Annotated in this window: 15 protein-coding genes and 1 pseudogene; 6 read left to right on the forward strand and 10 right to left on the reverse strand. The window is 55.4% G+C overall.

Annotated elements, in window-relative coordinates:
- Positions 1 to 99 precede the first annotated feature (99 nt).
- Positions 100 to 855 carry a helix-turn-helix domain-containing protein gene (locus J4864_RS09975; RefSeq protein ID WP_211814765.1) on the forward strand — a complete coding sequence of 252 codons (756 nt, stop codon included), beginning with the start codon at positions 100 to 102 and terminating at the stop codon, positions 853 to 855.
- A gap of 10 nt (positions 856 to 865) precedes the next feature.
- Here J4864_RS09975 and J4864_RS09980 read toward each other — a convergent pair whose 3' ends face one another.
- The 3 genes from J4864_RS09980 to J4864_RS09990 all read right to left on the reverse strand — a co-directional run bounded on the left by J4864_RS09980 (position 866) and on the right by J4864_RS09990 (position 2,632).
- The gene (locus J4864_RS09980) at positions 866 to 1,615 is read right to left on the reverse strand and encodes a ThiF family adenylyltransferase (protein WP_211814766.1); all 750 of its coding nucleotides are present in this window, start codon (positions 1,613 to 1,615) and stop codon (positions 866 to 868) included.
- A gap of 164 nt (positions 1,616 to 1,779) precedes the next feature.
- Complete coding sequence (locus J4864_RS09985) at positions 1,780 to 2,235, reverse strand: transposase (protein WP_246479446.1); 456 nt, start codon at positions 2,233 to 2,235, stop codon at positions 1,780 to 1,782.
- Between the two features lie 139 nt (positions 2,236 to 2,374).
- Positions 2,375 to 2,632 (reverse strand): helix-turn-helix domain-containing protein, encoded by a 258-nt coding sequence (locus J4864_RS09990; RefSeq protein ID WP_246479447.1) that lies wholly within the window; start codon positions 2,630 to 2,632, stop codon positions 2,375 to 2,377.
- 237 nt (positions 2,633 to 2,869) lie between these two features.
- Between J4864_RS09990 and J4864_RS09995 the strand changes: the two are divergent.
- A pseudogene (locus J4864_RS09995) lies at positions 2,870 to 3,102 on the forward strand (IS4 family transposase); the annotation flags it as partial.
- Between the two features lie 212 nt (positions 3,103 to 3,314).
- Here the strand turns inward: J4864_RS09995 and J4864_RS10000 are convergent.
- From J4864_RS10000 to uvrB, 7 genes are all read right to left on the reverse strand, one after another.
- Entirely contained in the window at positions 3,315 to 3,782 is a 468-nt protein-coding gene (locus J4864_RS10000; RefSeq protein ID WP_211814767.1) for a nucleoside deaminase, read from the reverse strand.
- Between the two features lie 20 nt (positions 3,783 to 3,802).
- Positions 3,803 to 4,441 (reverse strand): HD domain-containing protein, encoded by a 639-nt coding sequence (locus J4864_RS10005; protein ID WP_211814768.1) that lies wholly within the window; start codon positions 4,439 to 4,441, stop codon positions 3,803 to 3,805.
- An 89-nt stretch (positions 4,442 to 4,530) separates the two neighbouring features.
- Entirely contained in the window at positions 4,531 to 5,469 is a 939-nt protein-coding gene (gene menA / locus J4864_RS10010; RefSeq protein WP_211815413.1) for a 1,4-dihydroxy-2-naphthoate octaprenyltransferase, read from the reverse strand.
- Between the two features lie 55 nt (positions 5,470 to 5,524).
- The gene (locus J4864_RS10015) at positions 5,525 to 7,918 is read right to left on the reverse strand and encodes a putative porin (RefSeq protein WP_211814769.1); all 2,394 of its coding nucleotides are present in this window, start codon (positions 7,916 to 7,918) and stop codon (positions 5,525 to 5,527) included.
- Positions 7,919 to 8,149 carry a hypothetical protein gene (locus tag J4864_RS10020; protein ID WP_211814770.1) on the reverse strand — a complete coding sequence of 77 codons (231 nt, stop codon included), beginning with the start codon at positions 8,147 to 8,149 and terminating at the stop codon, positions 7,919 to 7,921. It lies immediately after the preceding gene.
- A 158-nt stretch (positions 8,150 to 8,307) separates the two neighbouring features.
- A complete protein-coding gene (locus J4864_RS10025; RefSeq protein ID WP_211814771.1) occupies positions 8,308 to 9,267 on the reverse strand; it encodes a DUF4468 domain-containing protein in 960 nt (319 codons plus the stop codon).
- Between the two features lie 119 nt (positions 9,268 to 9,386).
- Positions 9,387 to 11,432: an excinuclease ABC subunit UvrB gene (gene uvrB, locus J4864_RS10030; RefSeq protein ID WP_211814772.1), complete on the reverse strand. Its 2,046-nt coding sequence runs from the start codon at positions 11,430 to 11,432 to the stop codon at positions 9,387 to 9,389.
- A 530-nt stretch (positions 11,433 to 11,962) separates the two neighbouring features.
- On the opposite strand from uvrB, the gene J4864_RS10035 reads away from it, so the two are divergent.
- The 4 genes from J4864_RS10035 to J4864_RS10050 all read left to right on the forward strand — a co-directional run bounded on the left by J4864_RS10035 (position 11,963) and on the right by J4864_RS10050 (position 18,178).
- Positions 11,963 to 13,258 (forward strand): hypothetical protein, encoded by a 1,296-nt coding sequence (locus tag J4864_RS10035; protein ID WP_211814773.1) that lies wholly within the window; start codon positions 11,963 to 11,965, stop codon positions 13,256 to 13,258.
- Positions 13,259 to 13,377: 119 nt separating this feature from the next.
- Complete coding sequence (locus J4864_RS10040) at positions 13,378 to 15,450, forward strand: TonB-dependent receptor plug domain-containing protein (RefSeq protein ID WP_211814774.1); 2,073 nt, start codon at positions 13,378 to 13,380, stop codon at positions 15,448 to 15,450.
- 2 nt (positions 15,451 to 15,452) lie between these two features.
- Positions 15,453 to 16,301: a DUF4249 domain-containing protein gene (locus J4864_RS10045; RefSeq protein ID WP_211814775.1), complete on the forward strand. Its 849-nt coding sequence runs from the start codon at positions 15,453 to 15,455 to the stop codon at positions 16,299 to 16,301.
- A 386-nt stretch (positions 16,302 to 16,687) separates the two neighbouring features.
- Entirely contained in the window at positions 16,688 to 18,178 is a 1,491-nt protein-coding gene (locus J4864_RS10050) for an alpha-L-fucosidase (RefSeq protein ID WP_394371014.1), read from the forward strand.
- Positions 18,179 to 18,381: the final 203 nt, after the last annotated feature.

The following is an 18,381-nucleotide window of genomic DNA, read 5'->3' on the forward strand; positions in this document are numbered from 1 at the left end:
TGTTTTTTACACTTTTGTGTAATATTTTTGCGGTATTCCACATTAAAAATGTACTTTTGTAGTGAAATATATCAGAGGACCTCAGCACGTTTAGCATATATGACAGACATAAAAGATTTCTTTATAGCATCGAACACCGTGCGTAATGCACCAGATTACGATTCAAATGTATTGTCAACATTGATTCATACAGTAGAGGCTTTTGCACGTGTAACCTATCAAAGCGTTTACCTGATAGACTATTATAAGCAGGAATTTCTTTATGTGTCGGACAATCCTTTGTTTCTTTGTGGTCATACAGCAAAGGGGGTGAAGGAATTGGGGTATAGTTTTTATTTGAAATATGTACCAGAGGAAGAACTAAAAATGCTTGTTGAGCTGAACAAAAGTGGTTTTAAGTTCTTTGATACTTTCGACAATGTTGATAAATACCAATGCTCCATGTCCTATCATTTTCATCTGAAGAGTGGAACAAAAAGTAAGTTGATTAATCACCAGCTTACTCCCATTCTATTGACAGATGAAGGCAAGATATGGATTGGTATGTGTGTCGTATCACTATCTTCACATAAAACAGTGGGACATGTAGAGTTCCACAAGAATGGGCTCAGAAACTATTGGAAATACTCTTTCGAGGGGCATCGGTGGAAAGAATGTGATGGAATATCACTCAAAGAAGAAGAACTTGAAGTGCTACGGTTGTCAGCAGCAGGGCTTACCATGACGGAAATTGCGGACAGAATGTGCCGTTCGTTAGATTCTATCAAAACCTATAAACGCCACGCCTTTGACAAATTAGGCGTGACGAATATCACCGAAGCTATTTCAAGAGCTACCTTAAACAAACTCTTCTGAAAAAAATAACTTAAGGCAAAAGCGAAGAGAGATAGAATTTAGGAAAATAGTTTACAGGTTTTCCTGTAGCAAGATTGTACATTGCCGTTGTACACAATCCTGCTGCAATCCATGATGCTATGGACAGTTGTGGAGGTGGAAGCATTTCGCTTTCCTTTTTATATTGGGTTACAATTTTGTCTAACCATTCTTTAGGTTGATTCCAAAAAGCCCCGTGTCCGGTAACATACTCAGCTACCTTTAATTCAAATCCCTTTGGCTCTTCAGTCAGTTCAGATAAAGAATGCCCCAATGGGTCTACAACCGTAACAAAGCCGGCCCAACCAAAGTTGTATGGGTGCAGTACTGGGATTTTCCTTTCTTTGCATATTTCATCAAAGACGAATGGAGTTTTATCCTTAAAGTCCAATGCATTGATGGCTACATCATGCTGATTCAGCATCTCTTCGATGTTATCAGGAGTCAAGGACTTTGTATGAAAGTCTATCTGCGCATTGGGATTGATATTTAGCAAACGTTCAGCCAAACACTCTGCTTTGTATCTGCCAATATCATTCTCCGTATAGTTCTGCCTGTTCAGGTTGCTTCGCTCTATCTTGTCTCCATCAACGATGGTGATATGTTCAAAACCAAATCTTAAAGCACATTCAGCGATAATGCTGCCTATACCTGCACCACCAAGGAATATTTTATAATCCTTTATGATGCTTTGTTCTCTTTCGCTCACATAGAGCCTGTTTCTGCTGTATCTTTCTTCCATAATGAAATAATTATTTTAGGCAAAAGTAGATGTAATAAAGCATATATACTCTACACAAAAGTGTAATAATCAATTACATTGTTGATTATTTTAGATTTTATAACATATTCAGAAGAGAACATGTTTGCTACTCCTTATAAGTAGGTCGTAAGAATTAATTTATACTAAGCTACATGGGTAAAACTGATTTTGAGTCCAGATCCGATTGCCGCCAAGGCCCTGTTTGTGGCATAGAGCAGGGTGTCTGTGTAGAGATAATCCACAGGTCTGAACCACTTCCCCTTGAGGATGCGCCAAAGAGTCTCGGCAATATTGAGATGCGGGCTATAAGGAGGAAGAAAGAAAAGGAACAGCCCCCGCTTCTCCCATACGGGGCGAAGTTCCCGCATAAGCCTGCACCTGTGTACACCTGCGTTGTCAAGGACCACGAAGGTCCTTCTGCTGATACGGAGCGACATACGGTCAAGAAAGTCAGCGACCTTGTCTGCGGTCATGTTCTCTTTCGTAGTGAATCCCTCATATCTGTTCCTGCGGTCTATCATACCGAATATATTGAGCCGGAAACCTCTTTCACAGGGGATGTAGACATCTTCACCGCGGAACTGCCATCCGTATGGCACATATCCACCCGTGCAGACATGACTCTCATCACCATAGTAAAGGTCTATGAGACCGTCTTTTTCCTGTTGTACGAGTTCTTGCAGCTTCTCGCTCTTGTAGACATAGAGCTGCGCGAGGGTCTACCCTTGGGACGTTTCCTTATACGTCTATATCTCGCGCCAATGCGGATAAAAAAGCCCGGAAGGTACTTTCGCTCGCTTTCTTGCCGGAAGCCTGCTGCCAGGCTTCCTTCGCTTTTTTCACGCTCTGCCTGTCGTTCTCGATAGCTCTGCGTACCGCATCTTCGTCAGAACTGTCCATTATCGGCTTCCGACCCCGCCCGGGACGTGTAGCTAGACCCTTGACACCTTCACACTCGAACCGTCTCACCCATGAGTTCACTGATATGTGTGTCATTTCTGTCTAAATCCCGACTTCTTTTGATGTCAGGCCATTGGATTTCAACAGTATGGCACGGCAACGCATACGGAAGGAATGGCTTTTGCCACGGCGGAAGCCCTCCTCCAACTGAAGACGCTCTTTGTCTGTCAGTTCTATAATCTTGATCTTTCCGATAGTTGTACTTCTTTTATATGTTCGCACAAAGGTACGCAAAAAAATATGATATAAAGTGTTTTTCAACATCTACTTATCAAAACCATGGGCGGACTCTTTTCGGATATGGAGGACGATCTCAAGGCACTCACGTTATGGAAGCGAGTCCTAGCCTGTATCGAACGCATTCTTCGCGTTTTAGGAGAAACACTTGGGATGACACCCCGACACCTTCTGGCAACGATCAGCGGCAATGACAACGAGATGGTCAAAATCCTTGTAACGGCGGAAGCATTGGAAAATGGGATGAAGTATATGGACAGACTGCATAACTTCTATTAGCCATGCGTTAAAACTCAATGGATACGGGGGACGACAGCCAAAGTAAATGAGAAAAGCCAGTGTTTTAAGGGGTGGGAAACTTTAATGGATCACTTTGTTTCTTCCGTTAAAGCTATACGAAAAGCATCCACGCATTGAACGGAAGAAACTGAAAAAAGCCAGTGTGAACAGCAGACGGTTCACACTGGCTTTTTGCCTTTTATTAATATTCTGTCTTGTCGGTCTTTGCTGTCCATTGTTCAAAGACCTTTATCGCTTCACTGCGCAGGAGTATTTCCGACGGCTTTTTGCGATGCTGCGGTTCCAGTTCTATTTCCTGATAGATGAAGTCGTCATCGAACCCGATGGCGGCAGCGTCCTTGCGGTCGTTGGCATAGTAGATCTTGTCGAGGTGCGCCCAGTAGATCGCTCCCAGGCACATCGGGCAAGGCTCGCAGGAGGTATAGATTTCGCATCCGGTGAGGTCGAACGTATGCAGCTGGTGGCAGGCCTTCCGGATGACGGAGACCTCCGCATGGGCTGTCGGGTCGTTGTAGATGGTCACGCCATTGCTTCCCTCGGCGATGATTTCGCCATTGCGGGCAATGACAGCGCCGAACGGACCGCCGCCGTTGCGCACACTGTCGGCGGAGAGCTTGACCGCCCTCCGCATTAATTCTTCTTTCGTCATATTGTAGGATTGATGGTTTGTTATTTTTTCTTGTCGTGTATCTGCTTGTAGAAATGGCTGAACACTTTGTGGAGTTCCGTCTCGCAGTCTATCGTCTTGCGGATCACTTCAAGGTTCTTTGCATTCGGCGAACCGGGAATCCACAGCCGCAGGTATCCCGTCCGTCCGTATTTCTCCCTCATGTGTCTCTGGAAACGTTCCCACATCTGCTCCTCGTTCATCTCCGGGTAGTTCTCGAAGCCGAAGAGGACGGCACGTGAGAATACCACATCCGGCTCAAGGTCACGGTCGGCTTCAGCGACGATCTTCCCATAGATGCTGCGTGGCGCGCGTGAACTGCTGGCGCGGTGGTCTTCGACGGCCTCCTTCATGATCTTCAGCTGTTCGGCGGAGAACCATCTGCGGAGCCGTGCATCGGCCATGAGGATCTTCCCGCCGGTGAGATGGTGGATGGCACGCGGCCCCTTCATGCCCAGGTCGTGGTAGGCTGCGATGACATAGACCATATTCACATCGGCACCTGTGACGGCCGCCAGTGCCAGAGAGTTTCTGATGACCCGCTGGACATGGCCGAGCCCGTGGCTCTGCCCGAAGGCATTGTAGCGCGGCAGTATCTGAAGTTCCACAAAGGTCATTATTTCGAGGTTGGGTTGAGGCATGATGAGAGGAGATAGGAGGTGATAGGCGGGGATAAGCGATGATAAGCGGGGATAGGCGGTGATGAGAACGAGGATAGGGGCGTGGGGCTTTAGGAGATGAGGATGAGGAGGGCGGTTGAGAGTCCGTAGACGAACATATTGCGGGCAGTCTGTGCGAGAATGATGTTCAGGTCTCTTCCTTGCTTTATCCTCATCATGAGCGCACTGGTTTTCCCATGGAGAATCCCGTAAGGTGCATAGAGAACCAGTGTCAGGATACAATAGAGAAATCCATTCTCTCTCCCGACGAACAGGAGGTTGTACATCAGCAGGATCCCCAGGACACCCAGCCATTGATACAGCTTCTCCGTCCGCCTTTCCCCTAAGCGTACGACGAGTGTCCGCTTTCCGTCCCTCCGGTCATTGTCCCGGTCGCGGTAATTGTTGACCACAAGGAGGGTGTCGATGACCAGACCGCAGGCCAGCCCCGACAGGATCACGTCTGCGCAGACTGCCTGAAGATGATCGGGAAGAATCACATAGGTGGTGAATGTCACGGGGACAAAGCCGAAGAAGACAAGTACCAGCACGTCGCCCAGACCGAGATAAGAAAAGAATGTGGTATAGAGAAAGGCGAAGAGGACACAGGCAGCCCCTACGCCGATCATTTCCCAGCCGCCGTAGAAGACAAGCGGGAGACCGGCCATGCAGGCAAGAAGCGATGTGACGGCAAGGCCGGTACGCATCGCCGGGAGCGTGATCCAGCCTTCCGAGCAGGCCCGTCTCGGTCCCATCCGTGTCGCACGGTCATCATTCCCCCTCACACAGTCGAAGTAATCATTGATGAAGTTTGAGTCTATCTGCATCAGGAAGGCGAAGAGGAAACAGAGGACGGCAGGGACAATGCGGAATTGTCCGCTCCCCCCGATCTTCCAGCCCCATGCTGTCCCGATCATCACCGGCACCATGGCTCCCGTGAGCGTCTTGGGACGTGCGGCGAGTATCCATGCCGCAAGGCTGTTGGTCTTTATGTTGTTTTCTGAAATCACTTTATGGTACGAATATCTTTCCTCGGAAATCATCTTATTATATAATGTGTACGGATCAGTTGAAGAAGTTCCAGCTGATGCCGAACCTGAACACCCGCTGGTTCAGGGGATAATGCGGCGTATAGAAATAGTCGCCTCCATCCCCGCTGTTCACGTGCGTGAACATCACGAAGAACCGGGTGTGCTGGAGCTGGAAGTTGGCATAGGCGTCGAGTACCGGATAATTCCCGATTTTCGTACGGCTTGCTTCCGTCTCCTGTATGCCGAAGGAACCGATTCCCGGGATGTACTCCGGCGCATAATAGTCCGTGAAGTAGCGGCCGTCCACACCGAGGTCGACATCCAGCACCCGGGCGATTCTGAACCGTATGAAGAGGTTGCTGTAGGCATTGAACACAGGGAGCGGAAGGATGTCGTCCTTGCTCGACTTCTGCACGGTCAGCACGTTCTGCCAGTTGAGGATGCCCAGCCGCAGGTCCTGCCGGAGCTGCAACGTGAGCAGGCTGACAGGACTCCCCGACTGACGGACGTTCAGCGCATTGTGCTGTACAAGATAGCTGTCGCCGCTCTTCACCCGGTCGTTCTGGATTCCGAAATAGGTGTAGTTCTTCAGCACATCATAGCCCACACGCAGCCGCGTGCGTGTCTTCTTCAGGAAGAACTCGCCGAGCAGGCGCGAATGGATCTGCTGGTCGAGCTGCTGCTCCCACCAGTAATGCTTGCCGTGGAACTGCTCCATATAGAAAGAGGCGGCGGAACGGTGCAGGAACGCCGTGGCAGCCAGCTGTACCGTGTCGCCCAGAAGCGGGAAGCCGAGGTCGGCGTGACCGTCAAGATGGAACTGTCCGGCTCTGTCCCCGGCCAGCCATGCCTCTGCACTGATGTCATAATGGAACGTGCGCCCCAGTGTCTTCAGCAGCTGCCCGCCGACCGACACGTCATGCCGGTTCCACTTCTCCTCTCCGGCAAAGAAGGCGGCGGAGCTTCCTGCTGGAGTCGCCATGACGGGCAGCTCATAGTGGCGCAGCTCATGTGATACAAACGCCTTCAGCCCGGCCTTCGCCCATTTGTTGAATCCCTCCAGCAGGGCTACGGCAAACGTGTTCTTCAGCGACCAGTGCTTTGTACGGTCGTAGATGGAGTCGTTGGCCGTCGTTCCGTAATTGAAATAGTTCTGTGCATAAAAGTCCTTCGGGGTGTTGTAAGCCTGGTAGATGCGGCGGTAATTGTCGAAGCGGACCGTATGGATGAAACTCGTCACGGGCACATACTCCGTCTTCATCCACTTCTCTGTAGAGTCCTTTGCCTGCGCGTCCCGCCGCCTGAGGTCGGCCATCTGCAGGGAATCTCCCAGGTCGACCGTCACACGGTCGCCGGTTCCGGCACTGTCTGCCGCCTGCCGTGCCTGCGACACGTCGCCGGCTATCGCGGCATCCTCCGGCCGCCCCGACGAGCGTTTCTCCCGGTCGTATGCCTCTTCGTCGAAATCGTCGCCGTTCGCCTTCGCACGGCGGCGTGCCTTTTCCTTTGCCCGTTCCTCTTCCTGTGCTTTCTGCGACTTCAGGGCAAACTGCTTCGCCTTGATTTCCTCGGCCGTCATCGGAACCTTGCGGAAGAATCCCAGACTGTAACGGTGGTTGAAGAAGACGTGCTGGTTGTCGTTCCGGTTCCAGTTCTTCTGCAGGATCGTCGGAATCTCCTCCTCGCTGTATGAATCATTGAACGACTCCGGATGCGTGATATAAGCGTCATTGGCGATGCCGCCGTTCTCCGCCACCTTCTGATGGTTCAGCGACAGCAGCAGATGCGCCTGATACCGCTCGCCGAGATAGCTTCCCCACATGGAATAATCGAAGAGGGACGTGCTCTGGTTGCTGTAATACCCGCGTCCGTAAAGATAATCGAACTTGAACCCGAAGCCCCATTCCTTCCCCGCATTGACTGCAAAGAGAGCCCTGAAGCGGTCTTCTCCATTGGTCCTGTTGCCTGCCGTGTTATAGGTGAGGATGGTGATCGGCGACAGCGTGGAGGTAAACTGGAAATCGCCCGGCTGCACGATGAACATGTCATACGGATCGAGGAAAAAGAACTCCGATGCCGGCCGGCGGTCGACGAAGATACGGCTCTGCCGGGGAGATCCGAGGTTGCCCAGGGTGTTGTACGACCCGTACAGACCGGTGTTGAGTCCGGCATTCATGAACATATACGAGAGCGTATCGGGTACGGCAGGCCTGCGGTCGCCGAAGCGTTCGTCTATCGTCCATACTTTCATGCCGCGCGGAATCTCCTTGTGCTGGCTCTGTATGGAGTCCGAACGCCCCGTCTTCCGGCCGTTCCGGATGCCGTCTGCGGCAAACGTGCCGTCGTCGGCCGTGTTGTCCAAGACCTGCGCCACTGCCGCATGGGACACCAGCACGAGGAGGACGAGCAAAGAAACAAATCTCTTCATCTAACGGATAAAACGGAGTAGGCACTCGACGATCTTGAAGACCATCGCTGCAAGAATGATGACTGTGCCGGTCGTGGTGGTGTCGGCAAGGAAGTAGACCGCCACTCCCACGACCGCACCCAGCATAAAGATGATGTTAAGCCACTGCCGGATGTGCAGGAATCTGTCTGCCGGCTCACGTCTGTGCATGCGGTGGTCGGGCCGGCGCGCCGTACTGTTCTGTATTTCCATTATCTATGTTTAATGTTTTAAAACGGGGAGCATTGAAAAGACACAGACCCGCAGGCGGCAGGCCTTCAGCCGGTCTTCTTTCTGGGGAACGGGCACTGCTGGCCGCGACCGGCTCCGTCGTCGTCGCAGTCCCATCCTGTCCGTCCGCCTCCTGCTCCTTACTTCAATGCCTGGCAGAAGCCCTCAAAGATGCTGTTCTTGCGGTCGACCGTAGCACGGCGGAATTTCCCTGACACGGGCAGAAGGCGTGTCCGCTTTTTGTTCACGGCATACTTATCGGTGATCCACGTCTCTGCGGCAAAGTTCGACACGTTCCCCTGGACATCGTACTTGTAGGTCAGGCGGTTCATCGTCAGCATCGCCTGTCCCTCGCGGCATGCCACCTGGAGCACGTAATTGAACTGTGTGTAGTCCAGAGAGAGGAACGATGAGGAGAAGATCAGCTTCTCACGGACGGTCGCCACAATGCTGTGTTCCTTCTCGTTCACCAGAGCCACCTTGCTCCCCTCCAGCTGGTTGTCGGACTGTGTAAGTTCCGTAAGGTAGGCGAAGGCCTTGCGGTAGAGCTCGTCGGCCGATGCATCGGGCACACTGACGCACTCGGTCCAGATCACCTGACCGCCCGCCTCGGGGACCGTCCCCGGCTGAAGATAGAAGTCCTTGCTGTCTTTCTCTTTTAAGTCCGCCGTATTCTTCGTGCGTCTGGCAGCCGGAGCCGTCGGGACGGTCCATGCCGCCGGGTTCTCTTTCTCCGCGGCGTTCCCGTCCTCCTTCGCCCCGTCCTTTGCGGCAGGGACGGCCTGCATCTTTCCGGCAGCCTCGCTGACTGCCGCAGCTTCCCGCTTCAGCCGTTCGGTTTCGGCCTTCGTCTCGGCGATTTTCCTTCTTATTTCCTTCTCCTTCGCTTCGGCCTCTGCCTTGGCGGCATTCTTCTTGGCGGCATTCTCCTTGGCCTCTGCCTCCGCCTTGGCTTTGGCTGCCTTGGCCGTTTCCAGGGCTGCCTTGGCCGCCTCCAGCTGCCGCTGCGCCTGTTCCAGCTGCTGTTCAGGGGTGAGCGTGGCCTGTGCGAGGGCCATCATGGGCAGGCACACGAACAGGAATATCAGGGTCTTCTTCATTGTCTCAAACTTTAACTGGATGATTAACTAATCAGCAAAGATACAAAATAATACTTGCTCTATCAAGACTTATAAATTCTTTTAACGTTTTCTTGGCAAAGTCCTGCACCGCACGGTCTCTACTTTGCCTCCAGTTCTTTCTGCAGACGGATGATTTCGTCACGGTACTGTGCAGCCTGCAGGAAGTCGAGGTCCTTTGCCGCCTGTTTCATCAGGGCTGTCGTATTCTCGATGCTCTTTTCCAGCTGCGCCCGGCTCATCTTCGCAATGACCGGGTCGGCTGCGAAGAGCATGCCGTCGCCCGGCTCCACGTATGCCCGGGCGGTTCTCCTTGCGGCGGAGTCGGCCGGTGCGGCAGCGTTCCCCTCGCCGCCGGTCGGCAGTGTTCCTTTGATGGCCCTGACGATCTGCTTCGGCGTGATGTGGTGTTCCTCGTTGTATTTCAGCTGCTTCGTGCGTCTCCGTATGGTCTCGTCGATGGTTTTCTGCATGCTCTCCGTGATGTTGTCGGCATACATGATGACCTTCCCGTGTACGTTGCGCGCTGCACGTCCCGCCGTCTGTGTCAGACTCCTGTGGCTGCGGAGGAAGCCCTCCTTGTCGGCGTCGAGGATGGCAACGAGCGATACTTCGGGCAGGTCCAGTCCCTCACGGAGCAGGTTCACCCCCACCAGGACGTCATAGACGCCGGCCCGGAGATCGTTGATGATCTTGACACGGTCCAGGCTCGCCACGTCGCTGTGGATATAGGCCGTGCGTATGTCGTGGTTCAGCAGGTATTCCGTCAGCTCCTCCGCCATCCGTTTGGTCAGTGTCGTGACGAGCACGCGCTCTTCCTTCTCGGCACGCACGACGATCTCGTTCATCAGGTCGTCTATCTGGTTCTCCGAGGGGCGCACGTCTATCTCCGGATCGAGCAGCCCCGTAGGACGGATAAGCTGTTCCACCACGACCCCTTCGGACTCCTTCAGCTCGTAGTCGGCCGGCGTGGCCGACACGTAGATCACCTGATGGATAAGGCTGTGGAACTCCTCGAAGCGCAACGGACGGTTGTCGAAGGCGGCCGGGAGGCGGAAGCCGTACTCCACGAGGTTGGTCTTGCGGGCACGGTCGCCGCCGTACATGGCGGAGATCTGCGGTACGCTCACGTGGCTCTCGTCGATGACCATCAGGTAGTCCTTGGGGAAGAAGTCCAGCAGACAGTAAGGACGCTGCCCGGCCTGCCTGCCGTCAAAATAGCGTGAGTAGTTTTCGATACCCGAGCAGTGCCCCAACTCCTTGATCATCTCCATGTCGTATTCCACACGCTCCTTGATGCGCTGTGCCTTGATGTTGTCGCCGATGCCCTTGAAGAAGTCCACCTGCTTCACCAGGTCGTCCTGTATCTGGCGGATGGCGCTCTCGGTCTGCTCCTTGGAGGTGACGAAGAGGTTGGCAGGGTAAATCTCGTAATCGTCAAAGGAGGCGATGCGGTGGAAGTCGACCGAGTCGACTTCCTCTATGGTGTCTATCTCGTCGTCCCACCACGTGATGCGCAGCACGTTGTCATTATACGCCATGGCGATGTCCACCGTGTCGCCCTTGACGCGGAAGTTGCCGCGCTGCAGGTCAATGTCGTTGCGCATATAGAGGGCATCCACCAGCCGGCGCAGGAAGTCGTTGCGGTCGACGGTCTGCCCTTTCCTGACAGGAATCACATTCTCCTTCATCGCCACAGGTGCTCCCATACCGTAGATGCAGGAGACGGAAGACACGACTATCACGTCCTTCCGGCCTGACAGCAGCGAGGAGACGGCAGACAGGCGCAGCTTGTCGATCTCGTCGTTGATGGCAAGGTCCTTCTCGATGTAGGTGTCCGTCGTCGGCATATACGCCTCCGGCTGGTAATAGTCGTAATAAGAGACGTAATATTCCACGGCGTTGTCGGGGAAGAAACCTTTCATTTCCTCGTAGAGCTGGGCCGCCAGCGTCTTGTTGTGCGAGAGGATCAGCGTCGGTTTGTTGACGTCGGCAATGACATTCGCCACCGTAAACGTCTTTCCCGACCCCGTCACGCCCAGCAGCACCTGGCTCTTGTCGCCGCGCTCCAGTCCGTCCGTCAGTTCGCGGATGGCCTCCGGCTGGTCACCGGTCGGTCTGTATTTCGATGTTAACTTGAAATTCATATCTATGTTCCGGGAAAAACAATCTTTGTCTGCAAATTTACACAAAGACTGTGATTTATAAGCCAGTTGGATAAAGAAAATGTTTTTTTTCTTTGGAGGAGGCGCAGAAACCAGAGACGGTCCATCGCCAGGAAGTCTGCGTAGTGTCATCGGCACGACCGGTGTTTACCATCGGCACGATTCTCATCAGGCATCAGCACACCGGCAGGAAGGAATGGCCGGCTGCGGCGGGAAATGCCTGCCGGACAGGCTGACACCGAATCCTGGGGCTCTTGTCCCGCAGGCCGGTCGGAGACAGCCCGGCAGTTGCAGATGGTGGAAATGTGCCGCGACCGTGCTGTACCCTGTTGAAATACGATAAAAAATCGGTTTCCTACTTTCTTTATAATATATTTTCACTATATTTGCACCGCGGATGGGCATCTTCCTTCTTATAGTCCCTTCCGTAGATAAAAACTATGGCAGGAGACGTGAAGTGTCCGTTGCCCCCCTCTGACAATGTTTGCAAACAACCAAAAACCAAAATGAATATGAAGAAAAAGAAGTTACTGGGCTGCCTGTTCTTAGGCGCTACATTGGTATTCACGGCTGTCGGCTGTGGTTCTGACAACGATTCCCCCGCCCCCAAGGAGCGTCCGGAAGGGCCTGTCCTGACGCAGGAACAGCAGAAGCAGCAGCTGGACGCCACCGCCAGGAAGTTCATGAGCAGCATCCATCCCGATGATTTCAAGGTGCTGGACGAGATAGCCTACTATGTCAATAAACACTATCTGGACGACCAGAGCGTGGAGCCGTTGAACAAATGGGCGAAAGGCATCCTGCAGTCGATGACGAAGACCATCGCCACCGGACAGCCGGGCTACACGGAGTATGCACGGATCATTGATGCGACGAAGTACAGAGGCCGCTTCGAGCATCAGGGCTACAAGTGGGTGCGTACGAAGGACTCGCAGAACCTTGAGTTCCTGTTCCGCGACCAGGAGGGCAACGACTGCCTGCTCGCCTTCACGGTCAGCGACAAGGCGAAGGAGGTGAGGTCGGAGTTCTTCAACAGCGAGGACACCGAATATGTCCCGGGGGCATCGGGATACCCGGGGTACACGGAAAGGACGAAATACAAGAACACCGTCATGGTGCCGGAGGACGTGCGGATGACGCTGCAGCAGGGCGGCAGGCAGCTGCTGTCCACCGACATCCACACCGACCTGACCACCTCCGGCGACCTCAACCTCGCCGTAGACCAGCTGGCATTCACCTGCAAGACCGTCTTCCAGAAGTACGAGGTCATCGTACACCGTGCCTTCTACAAAGGGCCGGGCGATGCCGAGGCCGGTGTCGAGCTGAAGGCGGACGGGAAGACCCTCCTCGGTGCCAAGGCCACAGGGCACGGGCTGGTCAGCAACCGGGGAGTTGACAACGTGGGCAGTGTCGACGTTGCTGCCGACGTCCTGGGCGAGCTGCAGGTAAAAGGAAAGTGCTCCAACGGCAGCCGGCTGGCCGAGATCATCGACAGGATGGAAAAGGACAAAGCCGTCTATACCGATGAGACCCGCTTCAAGAAAGAGGTGGCCGATGCCAACAGCCTGCTCGACGTGAACGTCTATTACAACTATGCCACGAAGCCTTCGGCCGGTCTGCTGCTGGGTGCGATGAAGACTGTGGACGACTACAGCGGGCGTGCTGAATGGTTTTCCAATGCGCAGATCAAGTTCACTGACGGCACGACCTATGCTGTCGACGACTATTTCAGCCGGAAGAACTTCGCCGGGGTCTTCAAGGAAGCCGGCGATATGATCAACGCCTTCAAACGTCTTTTCAAGTTCTGACGCCGACGGATCATGGCAGGAGGAAGACCTGCCTGTGAGTCGAGGACATGTCCTGGGAATCCGGCAAAGGAGATTCCCAGGATTTGTCTGTGCCTTGTGATGTAACCTCACTGCCCTGTATGAACCCATCCACCGATGATACGATGCGTATCTGTTCCATCCGTCCGAAAGCCGGCAGACTGCTGCTTTCCCTGCTCTGCTCCCTGCTCTTCACGCTGCCTGCCCATGCACAGGAAGCCGACACGGCAAGGGTAAAGGAGCTGCAGGGCGTGGAGGTCGTCGGCCGGCACGTGACGGGGAAGCTGCGGCACGACAGCCTCGGAGGCATGAGCCTGGACCTGTCGTTCCTCGACGATATGCCGCGCATAGCCGGCAATGCCGACCCGATACGCTACACGCAGCTGCTGCCGAGCGTGCAGACCAGTTCCGAACTGGATGCCGGCCTGTATGTCCAGGGCTGCGACAATGCGCACAACGGGGTCAGCATCAACGGTGTCCAGCTGTATGATGTCCAGCATATTCTGGGCATCTTCTCCGTCTTCAATCCCTCCCACTATTCCCGCCTGCTGTTCGCCGGTTCGGCCTTCACCGCCTCGGCAGCCAACCGTCTCGGCGGTTTCGTCGATATGCAGCGGCCGGACACGCTGGCAGGAAGGGTGAAAGGCGATCTGTCCGTCGGCCTGATCTCGTCGCAGGGAACGCTCCGCCTGCCCCTCGGAGGGAAGTCCGAACTCATCCTGTCGGGCCGCGGGGCCTACATCAACCTGCTCTACGGACGGTGGCTGAAGGTGGAAGAGTCCGCCATCCGGTATTCGTTCTGTGATGCCAACGTCACGTGGCTGTACCGCCCCGATGCGCGCAACACCCTGTGGCTGGACTTTTACGGCGGCAACGACCGGATGGACTATCAGGAAGACGGCGAGAAATATGACGCACGCCTCGGCTGGGGCAACCGGATGGTCTCGATGAACTGGGAGTGGAAACGGCGGGGATTCGTCCTGCGCCAGACGGCCTATATGACCCGCTACGGGAACCGCTTTTCCATTGAACGGCCGGACTTCCGCCTGCGTATGCCGTCGGGCATCACGGACTACGGCTACAGGCTTTCGCTGCGGCGGGGCAGATGGACTGCCGGCACCGACTGGGCGCTGCACAGCATCCGTCCCCAGCAGCCTGAGACGGAAGGAGAACGGCAGACGACGACCCTGTCGGCCACCCGCCGGCACAGCACGGAGGGTTCGCTGTGGGCAGACTGTAAGTTTGCCGTTGCCCGGAACATGGAGCTGCTGGGCGGACTGCGCGCAAACGTCTACACGATCCGCCGTTCCGCCTTCTTCAGTGCCGACCCCGTCCTGTCGCTGCTGTGGACGCCGGGGTACGGACAGTTCCGCCTCACGGCGAACGTGAAGCACCAGTACCTCTTCCGGACCGGCCTCTCCGCCGTCAACCTGCCTACGGACTTCTGGCTTCCGGCCGATGAGCGGCTGCGTCCGCAGTATGCCTATGGGCTTTCGGGCGAATACCGGACAGACCTCATTCCCGGGCGGCTGCAGCTGTCGGCCGGGCTGTATTACAAGCGGCTCTATCACCAGACAGAATACATCGGGACACCCTTTGAGCTGATATACGGCGACTACGACTACCGCAAGAACCTCATCAGCGGGAAGGGAGAGAACTACGGACTGGACCTGATGATAGAGAAACGCACCGGCCGGCTCACGGGCTGGATGAGTTATTCACTGGGCCGGGCACTGCGCAGATACCCCGGCCGGTTCAGCGGGACCTTCCCGGCCGGTCACGAGCGCATACACGAGTTCAATGCCGTGGCCACGTGGAAGGCCGGGCGCAGATGGTCGTTCGGGGCCACGCTGGTATGGGCGGGCGGTACGCCGTTCACCCCGCCGAGCTATTTCTACCTGCAGAACGGAAACCTCCTGTCGCAGTTCGGCGACTACAACAGCGGCCGTCTGAGCACCTACATCCGCCTGGACGTGTCGGCGACCTGCCAAATCAAGGTACACGGCGGCCGGGAAAGCGGTCTGAACTTCTCCGTCTACAATGCGAACTGCCGGCACAACGACCTCTTCTGGCGGCTGAAGTTCAACGACGGACAGTATTATTATGCGCCGCTGCGCCCGCTCCCGAAGAAGCTGCCTTTCCTGCCGTCCATCAATTATTACATCAAGTTCTGATCATGCACAGACTGTCTTTTCTTCTGCTCGCCGTCCCCCTTCTGCTCTCCTCCTGCTACCGGACGGAGATTGAGGAGGCGGCTCCGCAGCTCGTCGTAGAGGGCTGGATAGAGAACGGCCGGCCTCCTGTCGTACAGCTGACGACCACAGTCCCCATCACCACTTCGAAGCACAGTGTCGATTCTCTGGACCGCTACGTGCTGAAGTGGGCCAGGGTGACGGTCTCTGACGGTACGAAGGAAGTGATTCTCACAGGTGTCTACAACCGCCGCTACACCCCGCCTTATCTCTATACGACGGGTGATATGCTGGGCGAGACGGGCAGGACCTATACCCTGAAGGTGGACTATGCGCAGTTCCATGCGCAGGCCAAGACCACCGTCCCTGCCGCCGTCGGTCTCAGCGGCATCCATGCCCGGCCGCTGGAAGACGGCAGCCGGCGGTACACCATCAAGGCCTCGGTGCAGGACGATCCGCAGACGGAAGACTACTACAAGGTGTTTGTCCGCACGTCGGAGAAGGACATGACGATGCGCAGCGCTTACTTCGGCGTGTTCAGCGACAGGACGTTCAACGCCGGCAACACGATCACGATCAACAACGGACGCAACAACCTCCTTCACCCTGTCCCCGATGTTTATTTCTCGGAGGGCGACAGGGTGCTGGTGAAGTTCTGTCATGTCGATTCAACCGGCTACCGGTATTGGAAGGCCTTTGAGGACTATAACGCCGAGGGCCGCAACCCGCTGTTCAATACGATGCAGAACCTCCCGGGCAACGTCAGGGGCGGACTGGGCTGCTGGCTGGGCTACGGTGCCGCTTATTATGTCGTGCAGGCCGGCAGGAAATGAACGGTTGAGGTCTGACGTCTCCTCCGACGATTCAGCCCTCGAGGACTGGGAGGAGATTCTGCCGGCATGTCGCCCGGCCGTTGGGAATCGTGTTCCCGACCGGTCGGGAATGCTGCTCCCTGTCGTCAGCTGTTTCTGGCCGGCTCCCTTCCGTCTTCTTTTCAACTTGGCTGGCGGATCAGGGACTTGTTTTTGAATGTTGTTGACGGTATCTTGTCGGTCGGCGGCAGTGTCACGCAATTTGATGCGCTGTATTTTGGGTCGTTCAATAAAAAAGTGTAATTTTGCCGTGAAATTCTTTTTTCATAGTTTACAAATCATTACCTGATCATATTCGTATGTGGCTGAAAACTCATTCTCGTTTCTTCAGAACAGCAGCGGCCTGTATGGTTCTGCTCTTTTCCGTGTCGTCGCTTCTTTCTGCCCAGGAGCAGAATGTCGTCGTGATCGATCCGGCGGACTCTCCGGCCGAAATCGTCCGCAAGGCTGCCAATGTCGTTCCGTCCCGCCGGCAGTTCGACTGGCAGCGGCAGGAACAGACGGCCTTCCTTCACTACGGCGTAAACACCTATACGGGCCGGGAATGGGGTGACGGTACGGAGTCGCCGGCCGTCTTCCGTCCCGCCGCCCTCGATGCCGACCAGTGGATCCGCGAGCTGAAGGCGGCCGGATTCAAGTGCGCCATCCTGACCTGCAAGCATCACGACGGCTTCTGCCTGTGGCCGTCGGCCTATACGGAGCACAGTGTGAAACACGCCCCTTGGAAGGACGGTAAGGGCGATGTGGTGCGGGAGGTGAGCGATGCGTGCCGGAAATACGGTATGTCGTTCGGCATCTACCTCTCGCCCTGGGACCGCAATTCAAGACTCTACGGCACGGAGGCCTACAACGACTACTTCGTCAAGCAGCTGACCGAACTGCTTACGCAGTACGGCAAGGTGAGCGAGGTGTGGTTCGACGGAGCCTGCGGCGAAGGGGCGAACGGAAGGAAACAGGAGTACGACTTCGTGCGCTGGTACAGCCTTATCCGGCGGCTGCAGCCCGATGCGGTGATTGCCGTCATGGGGCCGGATGTCCGGTGGGTCGGGACGGAGACCGGGCGTGGCCGTGAGACGGAGTGGAGCGTCGTTCCCAAGGACAATCTCGACCCGGAGGCGATAGCGGAACACTCGCAGAAGGAGGTGCTGACGGCTCCCGTGGGCGACATGAGGGGGCAGGATCTGGGCAGCCGGAAGGTGATAGAGAAGGCGAAGTCGCTCGTCTGGTATCCTGCGGAAATCGACGTGTCGATCCGTCCGGGGTGGTTCTATCATGCAGACCAGGACAGCAAGGTGAAGTCGCCGAAGGAGCTGATGGACATCTATTTCACCTCTGTCGGCATGAACGGCGTCCTGTTGCTGAATCTTCCGCCGGACAAAGAGGGACGGCTTGCCAAGGGCGACGTGGAGAGTCTCCGCGGCTTCCGCCGGCTGTATGATACGACGTTTGCACACAATCTGCTGTCCGGTGCCCGGGTCAGGTGCCGCCTTTCAGACGGCAAGGCAAGCAATGTCATTGACGGTGACTATGACACCTCTGTCCGTCCGGAGCTGAAGGGCGGCAAGGCGGTCTTCCTGTTCCGGACGAAACGTCCGGTCACGTTCAATGTCCTTTCCGTGCAGGAGGACATACGCAGGGGGCAGCGTGTGGAGGCGTTTTCCTTAGAGGTGAAAGATGCCGGAGGAAAATGGAAAGAGGTAGCCGTAGGAACGACTGTCGGACACAAACGGCTGCTGAAGTTCCCCACACAGACCGCCCGGGAAGTGCGGCTGACCATCGGTCAGGCACGCGCTGTGCCCACCCTCTCGGAGATCGGCCTGTATCGTCTGGTGGAGTAGGGAGGCCGTTTCGCATCGCCGGGAGGGTAGACGGCCGGATCCCGCTTTTCCCTTCCGTGTCGGAACAGGTGGAGAAAACGGTGCGCCGTTGCGCTGTTTCCGGGAAGGAATGCAGCCTGTTCAAACCCGGGAAAAGGAACGGATGAAGCCGGAAGCGCCTTCTCATGAACCCGCGTCCGCACCAGAAGGGCAGGTGCTTCTCC

Origin of the sequence: Prevotella multiformis (genome assembly GCF_018127985.1) — a bacterium.
GTDB classification, from domain to species: Bacteria; Bacteroidota; Bacteroidia; order Bacteroidales; family Bacteroidaceae; genus Prevotella; species Prevotella multiformis.